The organism is Candidatus Amarolinea dominans (genome assembly GCF_016704685.1).
GTDB classification, from domain to species: Bacteria; Chloroflexota; Anaerolineae; order SSC4; family Amarolineaceae; genus Amarolinea; species Amarolinea dominans.
The window spans coordinates 1-19,579 of record NZ_JADIZS010000071.1; the positions used below are offsets into that span (position 1 = coordinate 1).

The 19,579-nt window shown below is 66.0% G+C and carries 18 protein-coding genes and 1 pseudogene; 3 read left to right on the forward strand and 16 right to left on the reverse strand.

Annotated features, from left to right (window positions below):
- Positions 1 to 392, forward strand: a pseudogene (locus IPF85_RS24940) (class I SAM-dependent methyltransferase); the annotation flags it as partial.
- A 111-nt stretch (positions 393 to 503) separates the two neighbouring features.
- Here the strand turns inward: IPF85_RS24940 and IPF85_RS24945 are convergent.
- From IPF85_RS24945 to IPF85_RS25020, 16 genes are all read right to left on the reverse strand, one after another.
- Positions 504 to 1,766, reverse strand: coding sequence for an ATP-binding protein (locus IPF85_RS24945; protein WP_343410753.1), 1,263 nt, complete (start codon positions 1,764 to 1,766; stop codon positions 504 to 506).
- A 59-nt stretch (positions 1,767 to 1,825) separates the two neighbouring features.
- Positions 1,826 to 2,644: a phosphoribosylformylglycinamidine synthase subunit PurQ gene (locus IPF85_RS24950; protein ID WP_343410754.1), complete on the reverse strand. Its 819-nt coding sequence runs from the start codon at positions 2,642 to 2,644 to the stop codon at positions 1,826 to 1,828.
- A gap of 391 nt (positions 2,645 to 3,035) precedes the next feature.
- Positions 3,036 to 3,314 carry an AbrB/MazE/SpoVT family DNA-binding domain-containing protein gene (locus IPF85_RS24955; RefSeq protein WP_343410755.1) on the reverse strand — a complete coding sequence of 93 codons (279 nt, stop codon included), beginning with the start codon at positions 3,312 to 3,314 and terminating at the stop codon, positions 3,036 to 3,038.
- 150 nt (positions 3,315 to 3,464) lie between these two features.
- Positions 3,465 to 4,094 carry a hypothetical protein gene (locus IPF85_RS24960; protein ID WP_343410756.1) on the reverse strand — a complete coding sequence of 210 codons (630 nt, stop codon included), beginning with the start codon at positions 4,092 to 4,094 and terminating at the stop codon, positions 3,465 to 3,467.
- A 704-nt stretch (positions 4,095 to 4,798) separates the two neighbouring features.
- Complete coding sequence (gene purL / locus IPF85_RS24965; RefSeq protein WP_343410757.1) at positions 4,799 to 7,756, reverse strand: phosphoribosylformylglycinamidine synthase subunit PurL; 2,958 nt, start codon at positions 7,754 to 7,756, stop codon at positions 4,799 to 4,801.
- 21 nt (positions 7,757 to 7,777) lie between these two features.
- Positions 7,778 to 9,277, reverse strand: a complete 1,500-nt coding sequence (gene guaB, locus IPF85_RS24970; protein ID WP_343410758.1) for an IMP dehydrogenase — start codon at positions 9,275 to 9,277, stop codon at positions 7,778 to 7,780.
- Between the two features lie 62 nt (positions 9,278 to 9,339).
- Positions 9,340 to 9,645: a phosphoribosyl-ATP diphosphatase gene (hisE, locus tag IPF85_RS24975; RefSeq protein ID WP_343410759.1), complete on the reverse strand. Its 306-nt coding sequence runs from the start codon at positions 9,643 to 9,645 to the stop codon at positions 9,340 to 9,342.
- Entirely contained in the window at positions 9,633 to 10,010 is a 378-nt protein-coding gene (hisI, locus tag IPF85_RS24980; RefSeq protein ID WP_343410760.1) for a phosphoribosyl-AMP cyclohydrolase, read from the reverse strand. Before hisI ends, hisE begins: the two co-directional genes overlap by 13 nt.
- A gap of 3 nt (positions 10,011 to 10,013) precedes the next feature.
- Complete coding sequence (gene hisF / locus IPF85_RS24985; RefSeq protein ID WP_343410761.1) at positions 10,014 to 10,790, reverse strand: imidazole glycerol phosphate synthase subunit HisF; 777 nt, start codon at positions 10,788 to 10,790, stop codon at positions 10,014 to 10,016.
- On the reverse strand, positions 10,784 to 11,611 hold the full coding sequence (hisA, locus tag IPF85_RS24990) for a 1-(5-phosphoribosyl)-5-[(5-phosphoribosylamino)methylideneamino]imidazole-4-carboxamide isomerase (protein WP_343410762.1): 828 nt from the start codon (positions 11,609 to 11,611) through the stop codon (positions 10,784 to 10,786). Before hisA ends, hisF begins: the two co-directional genes overlap by 7 nt.
- On the reverse strand, positions 11,608 to 12,390 hold the full coding sequence (gene hisH / locus IPF85_RS24995) for an imidazole glycerol phosphate synthase subunit HisH (protein WP_343410763.1): 783 nt from the start codon (positions 12,388 to 12,390) through the stop codon (positions 11,608 to 11,610). Before hisH ends, hisA begins: the two co-directional genes overlap by 4 nt.
- Positions 12,391 to 12,477: 87 nt before the next feature.
- Positions 12,478 to 13,422, reverse strand: a complete 945-nt coding sequence (gene secF / locus IPF85_RS25000) for a protein translocase subunit SecF (RefSeq protein ID WP_343410764.1) — start codon at positions 13,420 to 13,422, stop codon at positions 12,478 to 12,480.
- Between the two features lie 11 nt (positions 13,423 to 13,433).
- Complete coding sequence (gene secD / locus IPF85_RS25005; RefSeq protein WP_343410765.1) at positions 13,434 to 14,846, reverse strand: protein translocase subunit SecD; 1,413 nt, start codon at positions 14,844 to 14,846, stop codon at positions 13,434 to 13,436.
- 210 nt (positions 14,847 to 15,056) lie between these two features.
- On the reverse strand, positions 15,057 to 15,455 hold the full coding sequence (locus IPF85_RS25010; RefSeq protein WP_343410766.1) for a hypothetical protein: 399 nt from the start codon (positions 15,453 to 15,455) through the stop codon (positions 15,057 to 15,059).
- 15 nt (positions 15,456 to 15,470) lie between these two features.
- Positions 15,471 to 16,190 (reverse strand): PP2C family protein-serine/threonine phosphatase, encoded by a 720-nt coding sequence (locus IPF85_RS25015; protein ID WP_343410767.1) that lies wholly within the window; start codon positions 16,188 to 16,190, stop codon positions 15,471 to 15,473.
- A gap of 22 nt (positions 16,191 to 16,212) precedes the next feature.
- Positions 16,213 to 17,700, reverse strand: coding sequence for a hypothetical protein (locus IPF85_RS25020; protein WP_343410768.1), 1,488 nt, complete (start codon positions 17,698 to 17,700; stop codon positions 16,213 to 16,215).
- Between the two features lie 540 nt (positions 17,701 to 18,240).
- On the opposite strand from IPF85_RS25020, the gene IPF85_RS25025 reads away from it, so the two are divergent.
- Both IPF85_RS25025 and IPF85_RS25030 read left to right on the forward strand, forming a co-directional pair.
- Positions 18,241 to 19,110, forward strand: coding sequence for a hypothetical protein (locus IPF85_RS25025; protein WP_343410769.1), 870 nt, complete (start codon positions 18,241 to 18,243; stop codon positions 19,108 to 19,110).
- 7 nt (positions 19,111 to 19,117) lie between these two features.
- Positions 19,118 to 19,579: hypothetical protein (locus IPF85_RS25030; RefSeq protein ID WP_343410770.1), on the forward strand; the 462-nt coding region annotated here is incomplete at its 3' end.

Sequence of the window (19,579 nt, forward strand, 5' to 3'; positions counted from 1 at the left end):
TGTTGAACGAGTTCGGCGCCTACTCGACCGACACCGCCTACCGCATCCGCATGCGGCCTGAATACAGGTCACGTGGCCGCGACCTGACCTTTTCCTTCATGAACTCCCTGACGTTTCTCTCAGCCGAGCTTGAAGGGCGGCACTACGGCGGCGGTGTGCTGGAGATGGTCCCCAGCGAGATCGAGCGGCTGCTGATTCCGTTGGGACGCATGGAGGCGCAGGAGCTTGCGGAAGTGGATGCGATGGTGCGCCGCCGGATGGATGTGGATGAGCTATTGCAGGTCACCGATCCGCTGATCCTCCAGAACGGCCTGGGGTTGTCTCCAATCGAGACGGCTATCCTCCAAACGGCGCATCGAAGACTGCGAGATCGGCGATTGAGAGTGAAGTGATTGCACCCATGCGTTGTTTCACCAAGTGCGGTGACGCCCCACATTCAGGACTTCGACCTCTGCACTTTGCACTATTCAGCCTTCCACCCGATTGTCAATGCTGAATCCTGATCACCCGGTCAGCAGCGGCCAGGGCACCGCGACGATCTTTTCGTCCAGGCGCCGGATGGTCTGGCCGCCATGCACCAGGATGCCGCCAACCGCCTGGGGATGCTCTGCCAGGAACTTGACCAAGCCGGCGCTGTGCCGGTAACCAGGGGAATTGGTCATCTTGACCTCGATGCCCACGACGCGCCGACCGTGCTCTAGCACGAAGTCTACTTCATCACCCGTCTGCGTGCGCCAGAAGTGCAGCCGCGCGCGGGGTGCCAACAACCCGCTGCTGACGCGCAGATGCTGATAGATCAGCGTCTCGAAAAAGGCGCCCACTTCACGCGCGCCGGCCAGGTCAGCGGCGGTGTAGTAGCCGGCCAGGAAGACTGCAAGCCCAACATCGGCCCAGAAGGCACGCGGCGCTTTCAAGAGGCGCGTGGTGTGACTTCCCAGGTAGGCCGGTACGCGCTCGAACAGGTGCGTGGCTTCCAGTAGATTCAAATAGCGATGGATCGTTGACTGCGAGAGGCCCGCATCGCGCGCCACGTCCGATTGATTGAGCAATTGCCCTGTGCGCAATGCCAACAGCGCCATGACGCGGCGAAAGTCTACCAGCGATTCGACCTGCGACATCTGCCGGAGATCGCGCTCCAGGTACGTGGCGACATAGCCATCCCACCATCTCACGCAGTCTTCCGGCGTCTTGAGCGCCAGCAAGGCAGGCATGAAGCCCCGTTGGAGCAGAGGAAGAGGATCAGCCGGCGCTGCGGGCAGCAACCCATCCTGCGGCCAGCGGCCCGCCAGGACATCAGTCAGGAGTGACGGGGGCGGTTGTCCATGCCGTTCACCAAGCGTCAGCGGATCGAGCACGAAGTAAACGGCGCGACCGGCCAGGCTCTCGCTCACCTTACCCATCAAGAGCAAATTGGCCGACCCGGACAAGACGAAACGGTAACGGCCGGGCTGCTCATCAACAGCCCGCTTGATGGCCGGCAGCAACTCGGGTGCTTTCTGCACCTCGTCCAGGATGACCTCGCTGACCCCGGCCCACAGGCTGGCAGGGTTCTCTTGCACCTGGCGCAACGTGTCGAAGTCATCCATGGTGTGATAGCGCCAACTGCTGAACGGCTCCGCCCGCCGCAGAAGGGTGCTCTTGCCCACCTGACGCGCGCCGGTCAACACCACAATCGGAAACGCTTCGCACGCCGAGCGCAGTTGCGGTGTCAGCCAACGATCATAGTAGACCGGAGGATCGGCAGCGATTGAATGAAAGTTATTCATGATGTGAATCATAAACCAAACAACGCAGGGTGTCAAACCCCGGACTCTGCCCCTACCTTCTACCCCCCCGCGTAACGAATCCCGTTGGCGAACAGCGCCAGGCCGAGCCGGCCGTGAAGGCCGCGGGACGCGGCCGGGTGTTGGAGCGGGCTGAGGTGGTCTTCCGGGTGCGGCATGAGGCCCAGGATGGCGCCGGTGCGGTCGCAGACGCCGGCGATGTCCGCCAGCGAGCCGTTGGGGTTGAGAGGATACGCGCCGGCCGCGGGTGCGCCGGCCGCGTCCACGTAGGTCAGCGCAATCTGTCCCTGCGCCTGCAAACGCGGCAGGTCCGCGGCCGCGGCCAATTCGAAACGCCCTTCGCCATGCGCAACCGGGCAGAAGATCAGGTCGTCCAGTCCGGCCGTGAAGACGCAGACGCTGTCGGGCTGCGGTTGCAGGTGCACCCAACGGCACTCGAAATGGCCGGCCGCGTTGCGGGTCAACGTGGCGGTCTGCACCAGGTCGGATGGCGAACCGGTTGGGTTGACCGGCGGCGCGTCCCCAGGCAGCGGCCCTGGCAGGTAGCCGGTCTTGACCAGCGCCTGGAAGCCGTTGCAGATGCCCAGGATGGGCCGGCGCGCGGCGTGGAAATGCGCCAGCGCGTCGCCCAGCCGGTAGCGCAGTTCCAGCGCCCACAGCTTGCCCGCGCCCAGGTCATCGCCAAAGGAAAAGCCGCCGGGCAGCACCAGCATCTGAAAATCGTGCAGCCGCGCCGGCGCCGCGCTCAGTTCGTTGATATGCATGATCTGCGCCTGACCGCCGGCCAGATCACACGCCAGCGCCGCCTCACGGTCACGATTCGTGCCAGGCGCGTGTAGGATCAATACGCGTGGCTTCATGGTCATAGCACCTTCTTTATGTATGGGAGATCAGAGATCAGAGATCAGAGATCAGAGATCAGGTGTGTGGAAGAAGGGAGTTGTGAGAGTTGGAGTTTCCGGTCTGCGGTTTTCGGTCTAAGAACAGAGATCAGGGATCAGAGATCAGAGATCGGGTTTCGTGGAAGAAGGGAGTTCTTCCGGTCTCCGGTCTCCGGTCTCCAATCTCCAATCTCCGGTCTCCGGTCTCCGGTCTCCAATCTCCGGTCTCCGGTCTAAGAACAGAGATCAGGGATCAGAGATCAGAGATCGGGTTTCGTGGAAAAAGGGAGTTCTTCCGTTCTCCGGTCTCCGGTCTCCGGTCGCGGCCGAACCGGCGAAGAGTACGTCCGCGTCTACGAAGACGCGGGGCTTAGCCAGGCTCAGCGGCGGCATAATGTTCCTCGTAGTAACGTTCGCGCTGCTGGCGCAGGCTCACCAGAAGCTGATCGAGGCTCAGGCCCGCTTCCAGGCGCAGCCGCTCAATCTCACGCGCCAACTCAGGCACCATCGCCACCATCGGCGTAAAGACCATCGTGCCCTCGATATCAACCAGGCGGAAGATGTCGCCGGCCTGGATGCCGTACTTTTCCCGGATTTCGACCGGCAGGGTCAGCGTGCCGCGCTGGCGAATTTGGACTGTTGTTTCCATCGGATGATCTCCTTTCTGCATTTCATCTGCGGCAGATTTTCTGAAACGCAGTATACACCTGTTCGAAAATCAAGGCAAGGGGCGGGAGCGTGAAGCGGATCGCCTTATCGCTCCGAATGAATTCGGGGTTACGGGGCGGCGGCGCCTTCCTCACGGACACTGCAAGCGGGTGATGCGCTGCGGCGCGGCGACGGCTGCCAGGCGCACGGGTAGGCCGCCGCGGCTGTCGAGCCAGTAGAGGCTGCCTTCGTCGGTGGTGTAAACCAGGGCCAGGCTGTCGCTGGTCCAACAGAGGTCCAGCGGCGTATGCTCAGCGGGCGTCAGCGCCACCCAGGTGTCCGAGGCCAGCGGCCTTCCCCACACGGAACGCCGGCCGTCAGCGGTGCGCAGCAGCGCGGCCACCTGGGCGCCATCAGGCGAATAGGCAAGCCGCGTGCCATCGGCCAGCAACGCGCCGGCCGCGGCCAACTGGGCCGTGGGCGCGCCGCCGTCCTTGGCCGCGGCCACGACGCTGACCTCCACCTGCTGCGGGTCAACCGGCCATCCGGTCCAGGTGAAGGCGATGGTGCTGCTGTCGGCCAGCCAGGTGAGCCAGCGCACGCCAAACGCGTGATCGGGCGCGGGGCGCTGGCGATCTTCGAAGTATTCGGTGCGGTTGAGCACCTCCGCGCCGGCCGCATCGCTGACGAACAGGTCCTGGCGCTGGGAACCGCCGTTGGGATGATCGAGGCCGCGCTGCGCGAAGGCCAGGCGCTTACTGTCCGGCGCCCAGGCGGCCATTCCCAGCCAATCGCCGGCCGCAATCTGGCGGGTGCAGGCTCCTGCGCCAGGTCGAGCACATACAGGTTGGCGCTGTCCGCGGTGCGGGTGATGACCGCCAGGTGCTGGCTGTCCGGGGCCCACTGCATCTCGGCCAGCTCGCCCAACCCGCTGACCCCGCCCGCGGCGGCCGGTTCGGCCAGATCGAGGATGTCCAGGTCATCGGTCAGCACCAGGCTCAGGCGCAGGCCGTTCGGCGCCAAGTCGAGGCGAGTCACCGGCAGGGAGGGCGCAATCAACAGCGGTGCGGGGGAGCCGGCCAGCGTCGTGGTGTAAATTTGGCCCTCCTGGTCGGCAAAGGCGCAGTGCGGAGCGCCTGGGCGATTTTCGCTGCAATCCCACGCCGTGTCCAACAGCCGATCGGTGACTGTGAACAGGCCGCGGCTGGAGATCTGCCACAGAAGGGTGGCGCCGGTCTGCGCTTGCGTGCTAAACAGGATCGCGCCGGTTGTGCTGGTGGGCGGCAGCGCGGAGGCCGTCACCAGCGACAGATAGACCGGCGGCGTGGGGGTGGCGGTTGGCGCCGGCGTTGGGGTCTGCGTCGGCGTCGGCGTCAGGGTGGGCGTTGGCGTGGCGAAAAAGGGCAGCGCCTGGCAGGCCGTCAGTAGGGCAACCAGCAGAACCAGGGTCAGCGTCAGGGCCAAAGCGGCGGCAAAGGTGCGCACTTAGTCTTCCTCCGGTTTCCAGGCGCGCAGCAGCGCGGCCAGTTCAAGCACGGCGACGGTTTGCATCTCACGGCGCCAGATCAACTGCGGCGCGGCCGTGATCTCGCCGATGCAGGCAAACGGCGCGTGGCCGGCCAGGGCCGCGCGGAAGGCGTCGGCCGCGGCGGGCGTCACCTCGACGATGAAGCGGCCAAGCGATTCCGCAAAGAGAGCTGTCATCTGCCAGATGGGCGCGGTCGTCTGGCCGACCGGCACGCGAGCCAGGTCCGCCACGGCGCCCAGGCGGCCAGCCAGGGCCATTTCGGCCAGCGCCACGGCCAGCCCGCCCTCGGAGCAGTCATGACAGGCGCGCACCAGGCCAGCACGAATGGCCGCGTGCAGCCCGGCCAGCCGCGGCCGCGGGTCGGTGATGGGCGCGGGCACAGTGCCGGCCAGGGGATGCGCCGCGCCCTGATCCGCAGCCAGGAGTTGGTAGTAGAGGCTGCCGCCCAGCTCGTCTGCGGTCGCGCCAACCACGTAGAGCAGATTGCCCGGCTCTTTGAGATCCATGGTGACGGTGCGCGTGACATCGGGCGCCAGGCCCAGGGCGGAGATGAGCAGCGTGCCCGGAATGGCGTGCTTTTGCCCGTCCGCGCCCAGGTATTCGTTGTTCAGGCTGTCCTTGCCGGAGATGAAGGGCGCACCATAGGCCAGGGCGGCATCGTGGCAGCCCTGCGCGCAGCGCACCAGGCTGCCCAGGCGGTCGGGCAGGGACGGATTGCCCCAGCAGAAGTTGTCCAGGATGGCGACGCGGTCCGGGTCTGCGCCAACCGCGACCAGGTTGCGGAACGCCTCGTCCACCGCGGCCCAGGCCATGCGGTAGGGATCGAGCAGCCCATAGGCCGGATTGATGCCATTGGCGAGCGCGACGCCGGGCGTGGGCTGCGGCGGCGCGTCGCGTCCGAGCAGGGTGTCGAGCGGCAGCAGGACGGCCGCGTCGCCGGGGCCATCCTGGCACGCGCCCACCAGCGGTTTGACCACGGCGCCGCCCTGCACCTCATGATCGTAGCGCCGGATGACCTGCTCTTTGCTGGCGACGGTGGGCTGGCGCAGCAGGCGCAAAATCCAACCGGCCAGGTCGGGCGGCTGCGCGGGGGTGACGAGCGCGGCCGTCTGCGGCGGGGTCCAGATGGCCTGCAAATGGCGCAGCGGAATGCCGTGGTGCAGGAACTGCCCGTCCAGGCTGGCGACCGGACATCCCTGGTAACGCACGATGAGCTGGCCGTCGTCGCGGAAACGACCCAGGGCAGTGGCTTCGACGCCGTAGAGGCGGCTCAGTTCTTGCAGCCGCGGCCAGTGCGGTTCAGCCACGGCGATGACCATGCGCTCCTGGGCCTCGCTCAGCCAGATTTCCCAGGGCCGCAGGCCGCTGTACTTGAGCGGCGCCTGCGCTAATTCCACATCCGCGCCCAGCTCGGCCGCCATTTCGCCCACCGCGGACGATAGCCCGCCCGCGCCGCAGTCGGTGATGGCGTGATAGAGGCGCTCGTCGCGCGCGACCAGGAGCAGATCGAGCACCTGTTTTTCATGGATGGGATGGCCGATCTGCACGGCCGCGCCCGCGACATGACCGGTCTCGTGCGACATTTCCATCGAGGAAAAAGTGGCGCCGCGCAGGCCATCGCGGCCGGTGCGACCGCCCAGTACAACGACCAGGTCGCCGGGCTGTGGATCGCGCAGGGTGGCATGGACGCCGGTCGGCAGGATGCCCAGGCAGCCGCAGTAGACGAGCGGGTTGGCGGTGTAGGCCGGATCGTACAGGATGGCGCCGTTGACGGTGGGGATGCCCATCTTGTTGCCGTAGTCCTCGATGCCATGCACCACGCCCGCGGCGATGCGTCGCGGATGCAGCACGCCGGCCGGCAGCGCGTCTACGGGCAGATCGGGCGGGCCGAAGCAGAGCACATCGGTGTTGGCAATCGGCCGCGCGGAGACGCCCATCACATCCCGGATGACCCCGCCCACGCCGGTGTTGGCGCCGCCGAACGGTTCCAGCGCGGAGGGGTGGTTGTGCGTCTCCACCTTGAAGGCCAGGTCGAAATCGTCGGTAAAGCGCACGATGCCGGCGTTGTCCACAAAGGCCGACACCACCCACGGTTTTGCCAGCTCGTCGGTCGCGGCCTTGATGTAGGTTTTGAGCAGGCCGTGGATGCGGAGCGGCGCCGCGCCGGGCTGGCTGGCATCGCTGAAGTCAATCGTGGCCTTGAAGGTCTTGTGGACGCAGTGCTCGGACCAGGTCTGCGCCAGCATCTCCAGCTCGACATCGGTTGGCTCGCGCTGCGCCTGGCGGTAGTAAGCCTGAATGGCCTGCATCTCAGCCAGATCGAGGGCCAGGCGGCGCGCGCGGCTGATCTCCAGCAGGGCCGGCGCGTCGGCCGCGGCCAGGGGAATGATCTCCACGGTGTCATCCGCGCTGGCGCTGGCGAAGATGGGCGTCAGCGGCCGGTTGATCGTGTAGAACTGAATGGTGGCATTCGCCAACAGATCCTGCGCGATGCGCTGCGCGTCGCCGGCCGTCAGGCTGCCTTCCAACACCACCCGCTGACCGCTGGCCGCGTGGGTCAGCCCGCCGATGCCCAACAGCCGCGCCGCGTCCAGCAGGCTGTCGGCCACGCTGTCGGTCACGCCCGGATGCAGCGCCACTTCGATGGTGTGCTGACCGGCGGGCGGTTCGTCGGCCGCGACCGGCGCCAGGCGCACCTCTTCGGTGACCGGGTCGTGCAGGAGCTGCTGCGCCAGGCGCTGCGCCGCGGCCGCGGGCAGATCACCCTGCACGAAATAGAGATCCGAGATGTGCAGCGCAGTCACCCCGCCGATGCCCAGCCCGGCGATGGCGCGGCGCAGCTTTGCCTCACGGCCATCGGTAAAGGGCGGCCGGGTGGTGACTTCGAAGCGCAAGAGCGGCAAAGGTGTTGACATGGTGCTCATCTCACAGGCTTTTCAACGCGCCTGGGCCTGGTAATTCGGCGCTTCTTTGGTGATCATGATGCTGTGGGGATGGCTTTCGATGTAGCCGGCGTTGGTGATGCGCACGAAGCGGGCCTTGGCGCGCAGTTCGTCCAGGTTGGCCGCGCCGGCATAGCCCATGCCGCTGCGCAGGCCGCCGATCAACTGGAACAGGTAGTCGGCCAGGCGACCCTTGTACGGCACCTGCCCCTCGATGCCCTCCGGCACCAGCTTGCCGCCGATGTCGGGCGAGGCGTCGCCGCTGCGTTGGCCGGACTGATAACGATCGGCGCTGCGACCCTTGAGCGCGCCCACGGACCCCATGCCGCGATATTCCTTGAAGCGACGCCCTTCCCAGGTGATCGTTTCGCCGGGCGATTCCTCCAGCCCGGCCAGCAGCCCACCCAGCATGACCGCGGTCGCGCCGACGGCCAGGGCTTTGACCATGTCGCCGCTGTAGCGGATGCCGCCATCGGCAATCACCGGGATGCCGTGCGGCGCGGCGGCGGTGGCGCATTCGCTGATCGCGCTGATCTGGGGCATACCCGCGCCGGCCACGATGCGCGTCGTGCAGATGGAACCCGCGCCCACGCCCACCTTGACCACATCCGCGCCGGCCTCGATCAGAGCCAGGGTGCCGGCGGCTGTGACGACATTGCCGGCCAGAATGATCGCCTGCGGCCAGCGCTGCTTGATGGTGCGCACGGTGTCGAGCACGCCGCGGGAATGGCCGTGCGCGGTGTCAATGGCGAGGGCATCGGCGCCCGCGGCCAACAGGCGCTCGGCCCGCAGCAGCGCCGCGTCGCCGACCCCAATCGCCGCGGCCACCAGCAGGCGCCCCTGGGTATCGGTGGCCGCGTGCGGGAAATCCTCACGTTTGAGGATGTCCTTGTAGGTGATCAGTCCCTTCAGGCGAAACTGTTCGTCCACCAGTGGCAGTTTTTCGATGCGGTGGCGGTGCAGGATGATCTTGGCCTCCTCCAGGGTGGTGCCAATCGGCGCGGTGACCAGGTTCTCGCTGGTCATGTAATCACTGATGGGCCGGGCAAAGTCGGTGGCAAAACGAATGTCGCGGTTGCTGAGAACGCCCAGCAGGCGTCCGCCACCGTCACCGGCCACGATGGGCACGCCGCTGATGTGATAGTGTGCCATCAGCGCGGCCGCGTCAGCCAGCGGCCGATCCGGCGTCAGCGTGATCGGGTTGACGATCATGCCCGATTCCGAGCGCTTGACCCGATCCACCTCTTCGGCCTGCTGCTCTGGCGTCAGGTTACGGTGAATGACGCCCAGGCCGCCCTGCCGCGCCAGGGCAATGGCCAACGGCGCTTCGGTGACGGTGTCCATGGCCGCGGAGACCACCGGCACGCGCAGGCGCAGGCGGGGGTGCAGGGTCACGCCCACATCCACATCGGCCGGCAGCACCTCGGAATAGCCGGGCACGAGCAGAATGTCATCGAACGTCAAAGCCTCAGCTATTTGATGAAACGTGTCCATGTCACTCCTCACTTTATGTAATCTCAGCCGCCCCCGCATGAATTCAGGGCTATGGTGCGATTTCAATCGCTCGCCTGCGGTTTGGGGTTGCCAAAACGCCGCGCCAGCTCCGCCTCGATGTCCCCCCAGGACAGGCCGCGGGCCGCCAGAAAAACCAGTGTGTGATAGACCACATCGGCCAATTCGTAGATCACCCGCTCGGTAGTCTCGCCTTTGGCGGCCACAATCACCTCCACCATCTCCTCGCCCATCTTCTTGAGCATCTCATTTTCGCCTTTGGCGAACAACTGCGCCGTGTAAGAGCCAGCCGGCGGATTCGCCTTACGCGCCTCGATTACCGCGAACAAATCTTCAATTACCTGACCCATGAAGTCACCTCAAGTCTGCGAAAAAAGCAGGTGTGCGCGCCGGTGTGGCAGGCGGGGCCGGCCGGTTCGACGCGGTAGAGCAGGGCGTCGGCGTCGCAATCCGCCAGGATATCCACCACGCGCATGGTGTTACCGGAGGTTGCACCCTTGCGCCACAGTTCCTGGCGGCTGCGGCTCCAAAACCAGGCCTCGCCCGTCGCCAGGGTCAGGCGGATGGCCTCGGCATTGGCGTAGGCCACCATCAGCACCGCGCCGGTCAGTGCGTCCTGCACCACCACCGCCAGCAGTGCGCCCGGCGTCTGGGCCAGCAGCGCGTCCAGGCTCAGCGGTTCCGGATCGAGAGCGGTCAGCGTGGTGTCTCTCATCGCTCAGCGCACCGCCACGCCGCGCTGGCGCAGATACGCCTTGACCTGGCCGATCGTCAGCGTATTATAATGAAAGAGCGACGCAGCCAGCGCAGCCTCAGCGCCGCCAACGGTCAGGGCATCGTAAAAATGGGCCAGGCTGCCCGCGCCGCCGGAGGCGATGACCGGGATGGAAACGGTCGCGGTCACGGCTTGCAGCATGCGCAGATCGAAACCGGCCTGGGTGCCGTCGGCGTCCATCGAAGTGAGCAGGATCTCGCCCGCGCCGCGGCGCTCGACCTCTCGCGCCCAGGTTCCCAGGTCAAGCCCGGTGGGCACACGGCCGCCGTTGACCACCACCTCCCAGTGGGGTTCGCCAGCATCCGGCCGCGCCTCAGGCGCCAGGCGCGCATCAATGGCCACCACGATGCACTGGCTGCCAAAACGCCGCGCGCCGTCGGTAATCAGACCGGGGTTGCGCACCGCGGCCGAGTTGATGGCGGTCTTGTCCGCGCCGGCCAGGAGCATCGCGCGCAGGTCGTCCACGCTGCGCAGACCGCCGCCCACGGTCAACGGGATGAAGACGGTGTCAGCCACCGCGCGCACCACCTGCCGGGTGATTTCACGGCCCTCATGGGTGGCGGTAATGTCCAGGAAGACCAACTCATCGGCCCCTTCGGTATCATAGACCTGCGCCTGCGCCACCGGGTCGCCCGCGTCGCGCAGGTTGAGGAAGTTGATACCTTTGACCACGCGCCCATCTTTGACATCCAGGCAGGGGATGATGCGCTTGGCTAACATACGGACAGACTCCCGTCAGGCTGAAAGCCCGAGCCGCGGGCGAGGTGGAGCGCGTCGGGCAGCGCCAGGCGTCCGGTGTACAGGGCCTGGCCGACGATCACCCCCGCGACGCCGGCGCCGCTCAACGCCAACAGGCGGCGGATGTCGTCGAGATCGCGCACGCCGCCGCTGGCGATGACCTGCAGGCCGCTGGCACGGGCCAGGGCCGCGGAGGCCTCCGCGGCCGCGCCGCTCAACATGCCGTCGCGTGCAATGTCGGTGAAGATGATGTGGGTGACGCCGGCGGTGCGCATGGCCTGCGCCAACGCCAACACGGGGACATTGCTGGTCTGCAGCCAGCCGTGGGTGGCAACCAGACCCTCGCGAGCATCGATGCCGATGACGATGGTTGCCGCGCCGTAGCGGCGCAGGGCGTCAGCCACCAGGACCGGGTTTTGCACGGCCGCGGTGCCCAGCACCACCCGCGTCGCGCCCAGATCGAGCGCGAGTTCGATGTCGGCCAGGGAGCGCAGGCCGCCGCCAAACTGAATCGGAGCGGCCACCGCGGCGCGAATCTCGGCCAGGCGCCGGAGGTTGAGCGGCAGGGCTGCGGCGTCGGCCGGCGCAGGCGACGCCGCGTCGGTCTGCAGCGCGCCATCCAGGTTGACCACATGCAGCCAGGTTGCGCCCAGGTCAACCCAATGACGGGCCAGCGCGGCCGGGTCAGCGCCAAAGACCGTTTCCGCGGCCGGGTCGCCCTGGCGCAGGCGCACGCAGCGCCCCCGGCGCAGGTCAATGGCCGGGAAGATGACGAATTCGGCGGTCGTGGGCATGGTGTTCATGACTGCGCGCCGCCGCACGCCCAGCCGAGCGATTGAAATCGCGCCTGCGTGGGCGCAGGGCCGGTCGGCGCAGGCCGACCTTGCGGCGAAACGCCCCTTCGCCCCGAATTCATTCGGCGGCGGCCAGATGCCTGTGCCCAATCCACAAAATTGTGCAGGATGCGCAGCCCGATGGCCTGACTCTTTTCCGGGTGGAACTGCACTCCCCACACCTCGCCCTGACCAAAGCGGCCGCCGCAGATAGAGGCAAAGTCAAGGCCATAGTCGGTGGTGGCGACGACAAGCCGGGGGTCGGCGGGCGCGCAGTAGTAGGAATGAACAAAGTAGGCGTAACTGCCGCTGGGCACACCGGCCAGCAGGGGATGGGTGTGATCGTGATGGATCTGATTCCAGCCGATCTGCGGCACCTTGAGCAGGTGGCGCGCACCGTTGTGCGTCACGGTCATGCCATCGGCGAAGCGGGTGACGATGCCAGGGAAGATGCCCAGACCGCGATGGCGGCCCATCTCCTCGCTGGTGTCGAACAGCAGTTGCAAACCGACACAGATGCCGAGCAAGGGGGTACCTGCGCGGACCGCGGCCAGCAGCGGCTGCTCGAAGCCGGCCTGGCGGAAGGTGGCGGCCGCGTCGCCAAACGCGCCGACGCCGGGCAAGATGATGCCCTCGGCGCCGGCGAGATCGTGCGGCTGCTGAACGATCTGCACCGGCGCGCCGATATGCTCCAGGGCTTTGGCCACGCTGCGCAGATTGCCCACGCCGTAATCAATCAAAGCGATCATCGAAACGATCCTTGTCCAAAGCAAACGGAGCGAAGGTCGCCCTTCGCTCCGTTACGAGAGTACACGAACTTCAGGCGCCTGTGGGCTTCAGGCGGTTTTGGCCGCGCGATTGCCGGTCAGACGCCGCACGAAGTCACCAAACTCGCCGTTTTCCCACGCCACCAGCAGCGGGCTGGCGTTGAAAATGGAGGAGTAGGTGCCGCTCAGGATGCCAATCAGCAGGGTGATGACGAAGATGCGCACGGTAACGCCGCCCAGGAGCGCCAGGGCCGTCAGCGTGAAGAGCACCGTCAACTGCGTGTTGATGGAACGATCGAGGGTTTCGATGATGCTGCGATTGACGATGGTTTCGAAATCCTGGCTGCGGTAGCGGCCGATGTTCTCACGGATGCGGTCGAACACCACGATGGTATCATGGACCGAGAAGCCGATGACGGTGAGTAGCGCGGTCAGGAAGAGCGAATCAACCTCCCAACCCAGGAAGTGGCCGGCCAGCGACATCAGGCCAAGCACAACCAGTGCGTCGTGGACGAGGGCGATGATGGCGCAGGTGCCGTAGCGAATGGGGTTGGGCACCTTGCGAAACGCAATCGAGACGTAGATCAGGATGGCGATGGCGGCCAGAGCCACCGCGATGCCGGCGTTGCGCGTCACTTCTGCGCCCACGGCCGGACCGACGTTGTCGAATCGCTGTTCGATGAATTCGCCGTAGCGCGCGGTCAGGCTAGTTTGCAAAATCGCCTTCTGTGCGGCGTCAATCGGCTTGGTGCGGACGATGATCGTGTCATCCGCGGTGGTAGTCTTGGATGTCTGCACCACGGCCTCATCGAACCCGGCCGCGCTGAAGATGCCTTTGACATCGGCCGGTTGGATGGCGACGGTGGGCTGCGTGAAGTGCAGTTGCCACAGCGCGCCGCCGGTAAAGTCAATGGACAGGCGCAGGCCAAACAGGATCAGCGAGATCAGACCTGGTATGATGATGAGCAACGACAAACCGAAATACCAGTAACGTTTTCCAACGATATTCAGCATAATTCTTCCTCTCAGACTCCAAACCACCAGCGGTTGCGGGATAGGTCCATGTTGTTCATGACCAGGTGCAGGAACGTACGGGTCACAGTGATCGCCGTGAAGAGACTGACCAGCACACCGATGGCCAACGTCAGAGCGAAGCCTTTGACGATACTGGCGCCGAAGTTGGATCCAAACCAGAACAGGATCACACACGTGATGAGCGTCGAAGCGTTCGAGTCCCGAATGGACGGCCAGGCGCGGGCAAAGCCGATGTCAATGGCGGAGCGCAAGGCGCGGCCGCCACGCAACTCCTCTTTCATGCGCTCGAAGATCAGGATGTTGGCGTCCACCGCCATGCCGACGCTGAGCACAAACCCCGCAATGCCCGGCAACGTGAGCGTGACCGGGATCAACTTGAACAGGGCAAAAACAAGCAGGGCGTAGATGATCAGCGCGAAGTCGGCCAGCACACCGGGCAGACGGTAGTACAGGAGCATGAAGACAATGACCACCAACAGGCCGATGACGCCGGCGTTGATGCTCTTACGCACCGAGTCCTGACCCAGGGTCGGCCCCACGGCGCGGCTCTCGGCCACACGCAGCGGAACGGGCAGCGCGCCGTAGCGCATCTGCACCGACAGGTTGCGGGCTTCTTCGACCGTGAAACTGCCCGTGATCTGGCCGGTGCCGCCGGTGATGGCGGATTGGATGCGCGGCGAGGAGAGCACGGTCTTGTCCAGGACAATGGACAGAATTTTGCCGATGTTGGCGCTGGTGTAATCGGCGAACTTCTTGGCGCCCTCGTCGGTCAGGTCGAAGGTGATGAGCGGGGCGTTGGTGGTCTGGTCGAAGCCGATGCCGGCCGTCTTCAGGTCAGCGCCGGTCATGATCGTCCTGTAGATCGTCGTGGGCGTGACTGCGCCCGTGGCCGTCACACCGGCCGTGTTGGTGATGGGGTTCGTACCGGTGACTGTGCCGGTATCATCCAGTGAACCGATCGTGGTACTGACCCTGGTGCCCGGAGTCAAGAACTCCTCGCCCGTCTCGATGAATTCGAGCAAACCGGTGCCCTTGAGCGTTTCGATGGCCTGGTCGGGGTTGCTGATACCAGGCAATTCCACGACGATGCGGCGGTCGCCCTGCACCTGAATGAGCGGCTCAGACACGCCGAGGCCGTTGACGCGATTTTCGACAATTTGCTTGGCCGTCTGAATCGCATCGCTGTCAACCGCTTCGCCGGCCGGAACATCGGCTTCGAGCAGGACTTGCAGGCCGCCGCGCAAATCAAGACCTTCCTTGATCTGCAAATCACGCGTGCTGGCCGGTTGCCAGAAGAGTAAATCAGTAAGCCACTTGGGGTGCTGTATCGGCAGGGCAAGGTAAACCCCGATCGCAGCTAAGATGATAGTGGTGATAAGGAACCCGGTCGTACGATCTCGCATGAACTCAACATCTCCTCACGGTTCGATTGCAGCCTGGCTGCCTGGCAAACAGGGCGATTATAGTCGACGCCCCATGTCCTGTCAAAACATCCGGCCGATTAGATTCTGAGAGCGCCTTTTGGGGGCCGCGCGTCGCTTGGGCGCCGGTCTGCGAACCTGATCTGCCCGGCGGTGAAGGTTCGGGCCAGCGCGTGTGAGACCGATCTGGCCTCACTCATCGTCCAGGCGCCGGGCGCCAGCGCCGGCCAGAAACGAGAGAACCGCCGCCGCAACCTCGGCCGGCGTCAGGTCATCGGTTGGCAGGTAGAAATCACAATGGGCACGCGCATGGGCCAGGCGCACGCGCTCTTCGGCCAACCAGGCCTCGACCGGCTCCTCGGTCTGGCGCCGGTGCGCGACCGTGGCCGGCTGGGCGTCGAGAAAAATCAGCAGGTCCGGTGGATGCAAGCGCCGCCAGAGGTCCGGCACATACGAATGCTCCTGCGCGCAGGGCAGAACGTCGAAGCCGGCGGCGCGCAGGATGTGCAGTAACGTGCTTTTGCCGGACGCGCACACGCCTACCAGTTTGATCCGGGTCGGCGCAGGGGTCAAGGCAGTGGCGCCGGTCATCGCAGAGTCACCTCATCAGCCTTGCGGCAAGGGAAAACTAACGAACAGACGGCGGGCGTCATCAGCGCGGGTGTAGGGCACAATCTGAATCACCAGGACGCTCATGTCGTCGTCCGGGCGCCCCTGATCCAGGCGGATGCTTTCAGTCAGGATGGCATCCGCCAGGCCCTGGGCCGTGGTCGGCGATGGCGCGTCCTGCAAGTGCAAGCGCAGCACGCCCAGCAAATCGAGCGGCTGTCCATACCGGTGGCCCGCCGACCAGATGCCATCGGTGAAAACCACCAGGGTCAGGCCTGGCTCGACAGGCAGCTCGGCAATCACCGGCTTGGTGTTGGGATAGATGCCAATCACCTGGCTGGGCTGATCGAGCAGGGTGATTTCCGCGCCGCGCACCACCAGGGCCGGGCACTGACTGTTGCGCGAAACCACGATCGTATTCGTCGCCAGGTCAATCGAGACGATGTGCAACTCGGCAGACACCTGGCCGCGACGATGGGTGCGCAAATAGTCGTGCGCGGCGCGGGCGGCCACGCCATCGCGCGCGCCTTCGGCCAACAGGGCAATGGTCTTGCGCACCACCAGGTTGCTGATGATCTTGGCGCTGCGCCCGCTGCGCTGCCCGTCGGCCAGGACCAGGGATACCCCGCCGTGCGGTCGTTCGGTCATCTCCAGGGTGTCGCCGCTCTCACGGCTGGCGTACTTTCCGGTTTTGGCGGCGGCAATCTGTAGTTCCATGGCCGTTGGCTCCTGGCAGGCTCTAGGGTACGACCACGGTCAACTGGACGCTGGCGCGCACCGCGCCATTGTGACGCGACACCGCCTCCAGGGTGACGACGGTGGAGGCGCCGCTGGCAGTGCCGCCGGGCGCCTGCATGCGCACCAGCACAGTCTGCGCGCCGCCAGCCGCCAGGGTGATTTCGGTGGCATTGTCGGTGAAACAGCGATCGCCCTCGCCGCCAGACAGGCACAAGAGCAGGCGCCAACCGTCGGGCAGGCTGGCGCTCAGGCTGATGGCGACCTGGTCGGTCGTGTTGCCCGTGTTTTCGACGCCCAGTGCTGCCACCTGGTGTTCGATTCCATCGGCCACCAGCGTCACCTGGCTGTTGCCGCCGTTGATGCGCAGGCCGTACTGAGGCGTCACCGTCGGGGTCGCGGTGGGCAGGTTGGTGGGAGTCGGCGTGGGTGTGTAGAACGGGGTCGCGGTGGCGGTGGGCGTGACCGACGGCGTGGGCGTGCCGCGTACCTGCACATTGGCCACCCAGATTTGGTCGGTCAGGTCATGCAAAACCACACGCAGGAAATAATCGGTGTCCTGCACGGGACACACCTGACGTGACCCCACGCCGGTGACGCCTGTTTCTGTGCCGTCTACGTCGAGGTAAACCGCCTCGATGCCGGCCGTGTTCCAGCGCAGGGTGGAGCATTGCCCCAACAAAATCGTGCGCGGCGCGGCCGAGAAGTTGATGATGGGCACGAGCGGCTCGGTGGGCGCCAGGGTGGGGGTGGGCGGGAGCAAGCCGGTTGGGGTGGCCGTGGCGCCCAGGTCAGGCAGCGGCGTGGGCGTGGGTGTCTCTGTTTCCAGCGTACCCGGGAGAACCGTGCCATCGGCGGGAGTTGATCGGCGGGTGGGCGTGGGGCGCGGCGTCAAGCCAAAGGGCGGCGGCTGTAGGGTGCCGGCTTCGACGGTCAGGCGAGCGACCGCGGTCACCGTGGCAAAGGCGGCCGCAACGTTCGGGTCAACGGTGGGCGGCGCCGGGGTGGGGGTGAAGGTGGCGGGGCGAATCGTGACCGGGCCGGCGACAACCGGCGTGGGCTGATCCGTGCGCAGGCGATTGCTCCAGGAACGCCAGGCCAGGAAGCCGCCGACGACCAGCAGGCACGCGACCAGGGCCAGGAACGCGCCGCCCGCGCCGAGCAGGTATGGCATCCAGCCGCCCGCGCGCTGGCGCGCGGGCGTTGAGTCTGTGTCCAGCGATGGCAATAGAGAGGCCGGTTCATCCCACGAGGGTGGGAGTGGTGCTGCCGCGCGTGGATACGGTGCGACCGCGGCCGGCCGGCCACGCGTCGCGGCGACATGACGCGGGCAGGTGGCAAACTGTCCGCCCAGGCAAAAAAACTGCTGCTGCGCCAGGGGCACCGATTCGCTGCGCCCGGTGGCGTAACAGCGGTTCTCGAAGTTAGGGTAATTGAGATAAACGCCTTGCTCGCTGAGCGATCCCAGCAGGGGGCAAGCCTGGCCATCCATAGATGAAGTCCTGATAGGTGTTAGTCCTGGTGGGTCAACGCGCGCCCTGTACGGTGGAGCGTGGTTGACTCACGGCGCAAATCATGGCATCTCGAGGCGGCAAGCTGCCAACTTTGGGATCGAACAAAACTCCGCTCCGCAAACACGGGCGCATTATAGCACCGCAGGCCCGGCGACTGCAAGTCGCTGCAACGACTGCGAAGCCCACCTGCGTGGGCTGTGCCCCAGGGCTAAAAAGAAACGGCAGATCAGGGGCAGACCCGGCGACTGCAAGTCGCTGCAACGACTGCGAAACCCACCTGCGTGGGCTGGGGCCCAGGACTGAAATGCCCCAAGCCCAAATTTTGCCTCTTGACAGATCGCCGCGCGCGTGGTATGCTGTCACCAGCCACAAGCCTGCCCCCCGCCTTCCGAGTCGTCTCTCGCCGCCGGAAGTCCCTGGCGAGAGTTCTCTCTCCCGCCCGCGACCTCCTTACAGCAGTCAGGAAAATGTCCCTGACCCCATCCGTTTCGATTGCTGCACGAAAGGAGTCCGTTGTCATGTTACGCCGCTCTTCTGCTTTCTCTTTTCTATCTACTACTTTCTCTCCCCTCTCCTCCCGACATTCTGCTCGCGGCCGGCTCGCGCCGCGCCTGTCGTCGTTGGTTCATCTGCTGGTGGTGTGCAGTCTGCTCTTTTCCACGGCGGCGGCGGCTACCCCCCCCCAGATAAATGCCGCTACTAAACTCATGTCCCCTGATCCCAATTTCGATCTCATTTCCGATCCCGATGCGACGCCCGCGCCTGCGCCGGTGCAGTTGACGCTGGCTGCGGCGCCGCCACAGGTGGAGCCGGCGGGCGTTGTCACCTACACGGTGGTCATCACCAACACCCTGGCCGACCGCGCCCTGAGCGGGCTGGTGGTGAGCGATACCCTGCCACTGGAATTGGCCTACTGGCCGGCCGGGGAGGGGGAATTCAGCTACCTGGAGGCCGAACGCCGGCTGGAATGGGTCATCGGCCAACTGGCCGCGGGCGCAACGCTGACCAGCACGTTCCAGGCGCAGGCGCTGGGCGCGGTCAACGGGCAGGTCATCACGAACACGGTCGCCATCGTGAGCGAGGAGGTGGGCGCGGAGGTGCAGGCCAGCGTGGCGATCACGGTCACGGCGCCCTGCCTGGGTGAGGACTGTGCGCCGACGCCCACGGCCGAACCGCCGACCGCCACGCCGACGGCACGGACGCCGCCGCCCTGCCAGGACGAGGAGTGTACGCCAACGCCGACGGCGGACCGCCGACCGCCACACCGACGGCCACACCGACGCCGACCAGGCTCAACGCCGCCCTGCCAGGACGAGGGAGTGTACGCCGACGCCAGACCGCCGTCCTGCACGCCAGAAGCCGCCGACGCCGACGCCTGGGCCGGATGAGGTGTGGTTGACGCCGGGCGAGGGCGGGGTGCTGGTCAGTGCGGATGGGCGGGTGCAGGTGGAGGCGCGGCCGGGCGCGGTGAGCCAGCGAACGCTGCTGCGCTATCTGCCGCAGCCGCAGGTGGAGGAAACGCCGGCCTGGCTGGCGATGCATTTCGGCCTGGCGGCGCAGGATGAGCAGGGCGCGGCCGTGACAGCGTTCGAGAGCCTGGTGAGCCTGACCTATCGCTTCCCACCGGGCGTGGCGCTGACAGAGACGATCCGCCTGTACCGGTGGGAGGATGCGGCCGAGACGTGGCAGGCGCTCGACAGCGAGATGGACGTGGTCGGTCGGCAGTTGACGGCGTGGCTGGACGGGCCTGGGCTGTTTGGCCTGGGCGCACCGGCATCGCTCAGCTACGGTGCGCAGCATCTGCCGACGGTGCATGGGTTCGTGACCGACGAGTGGAGCGGCAACAGCAACCTGGGC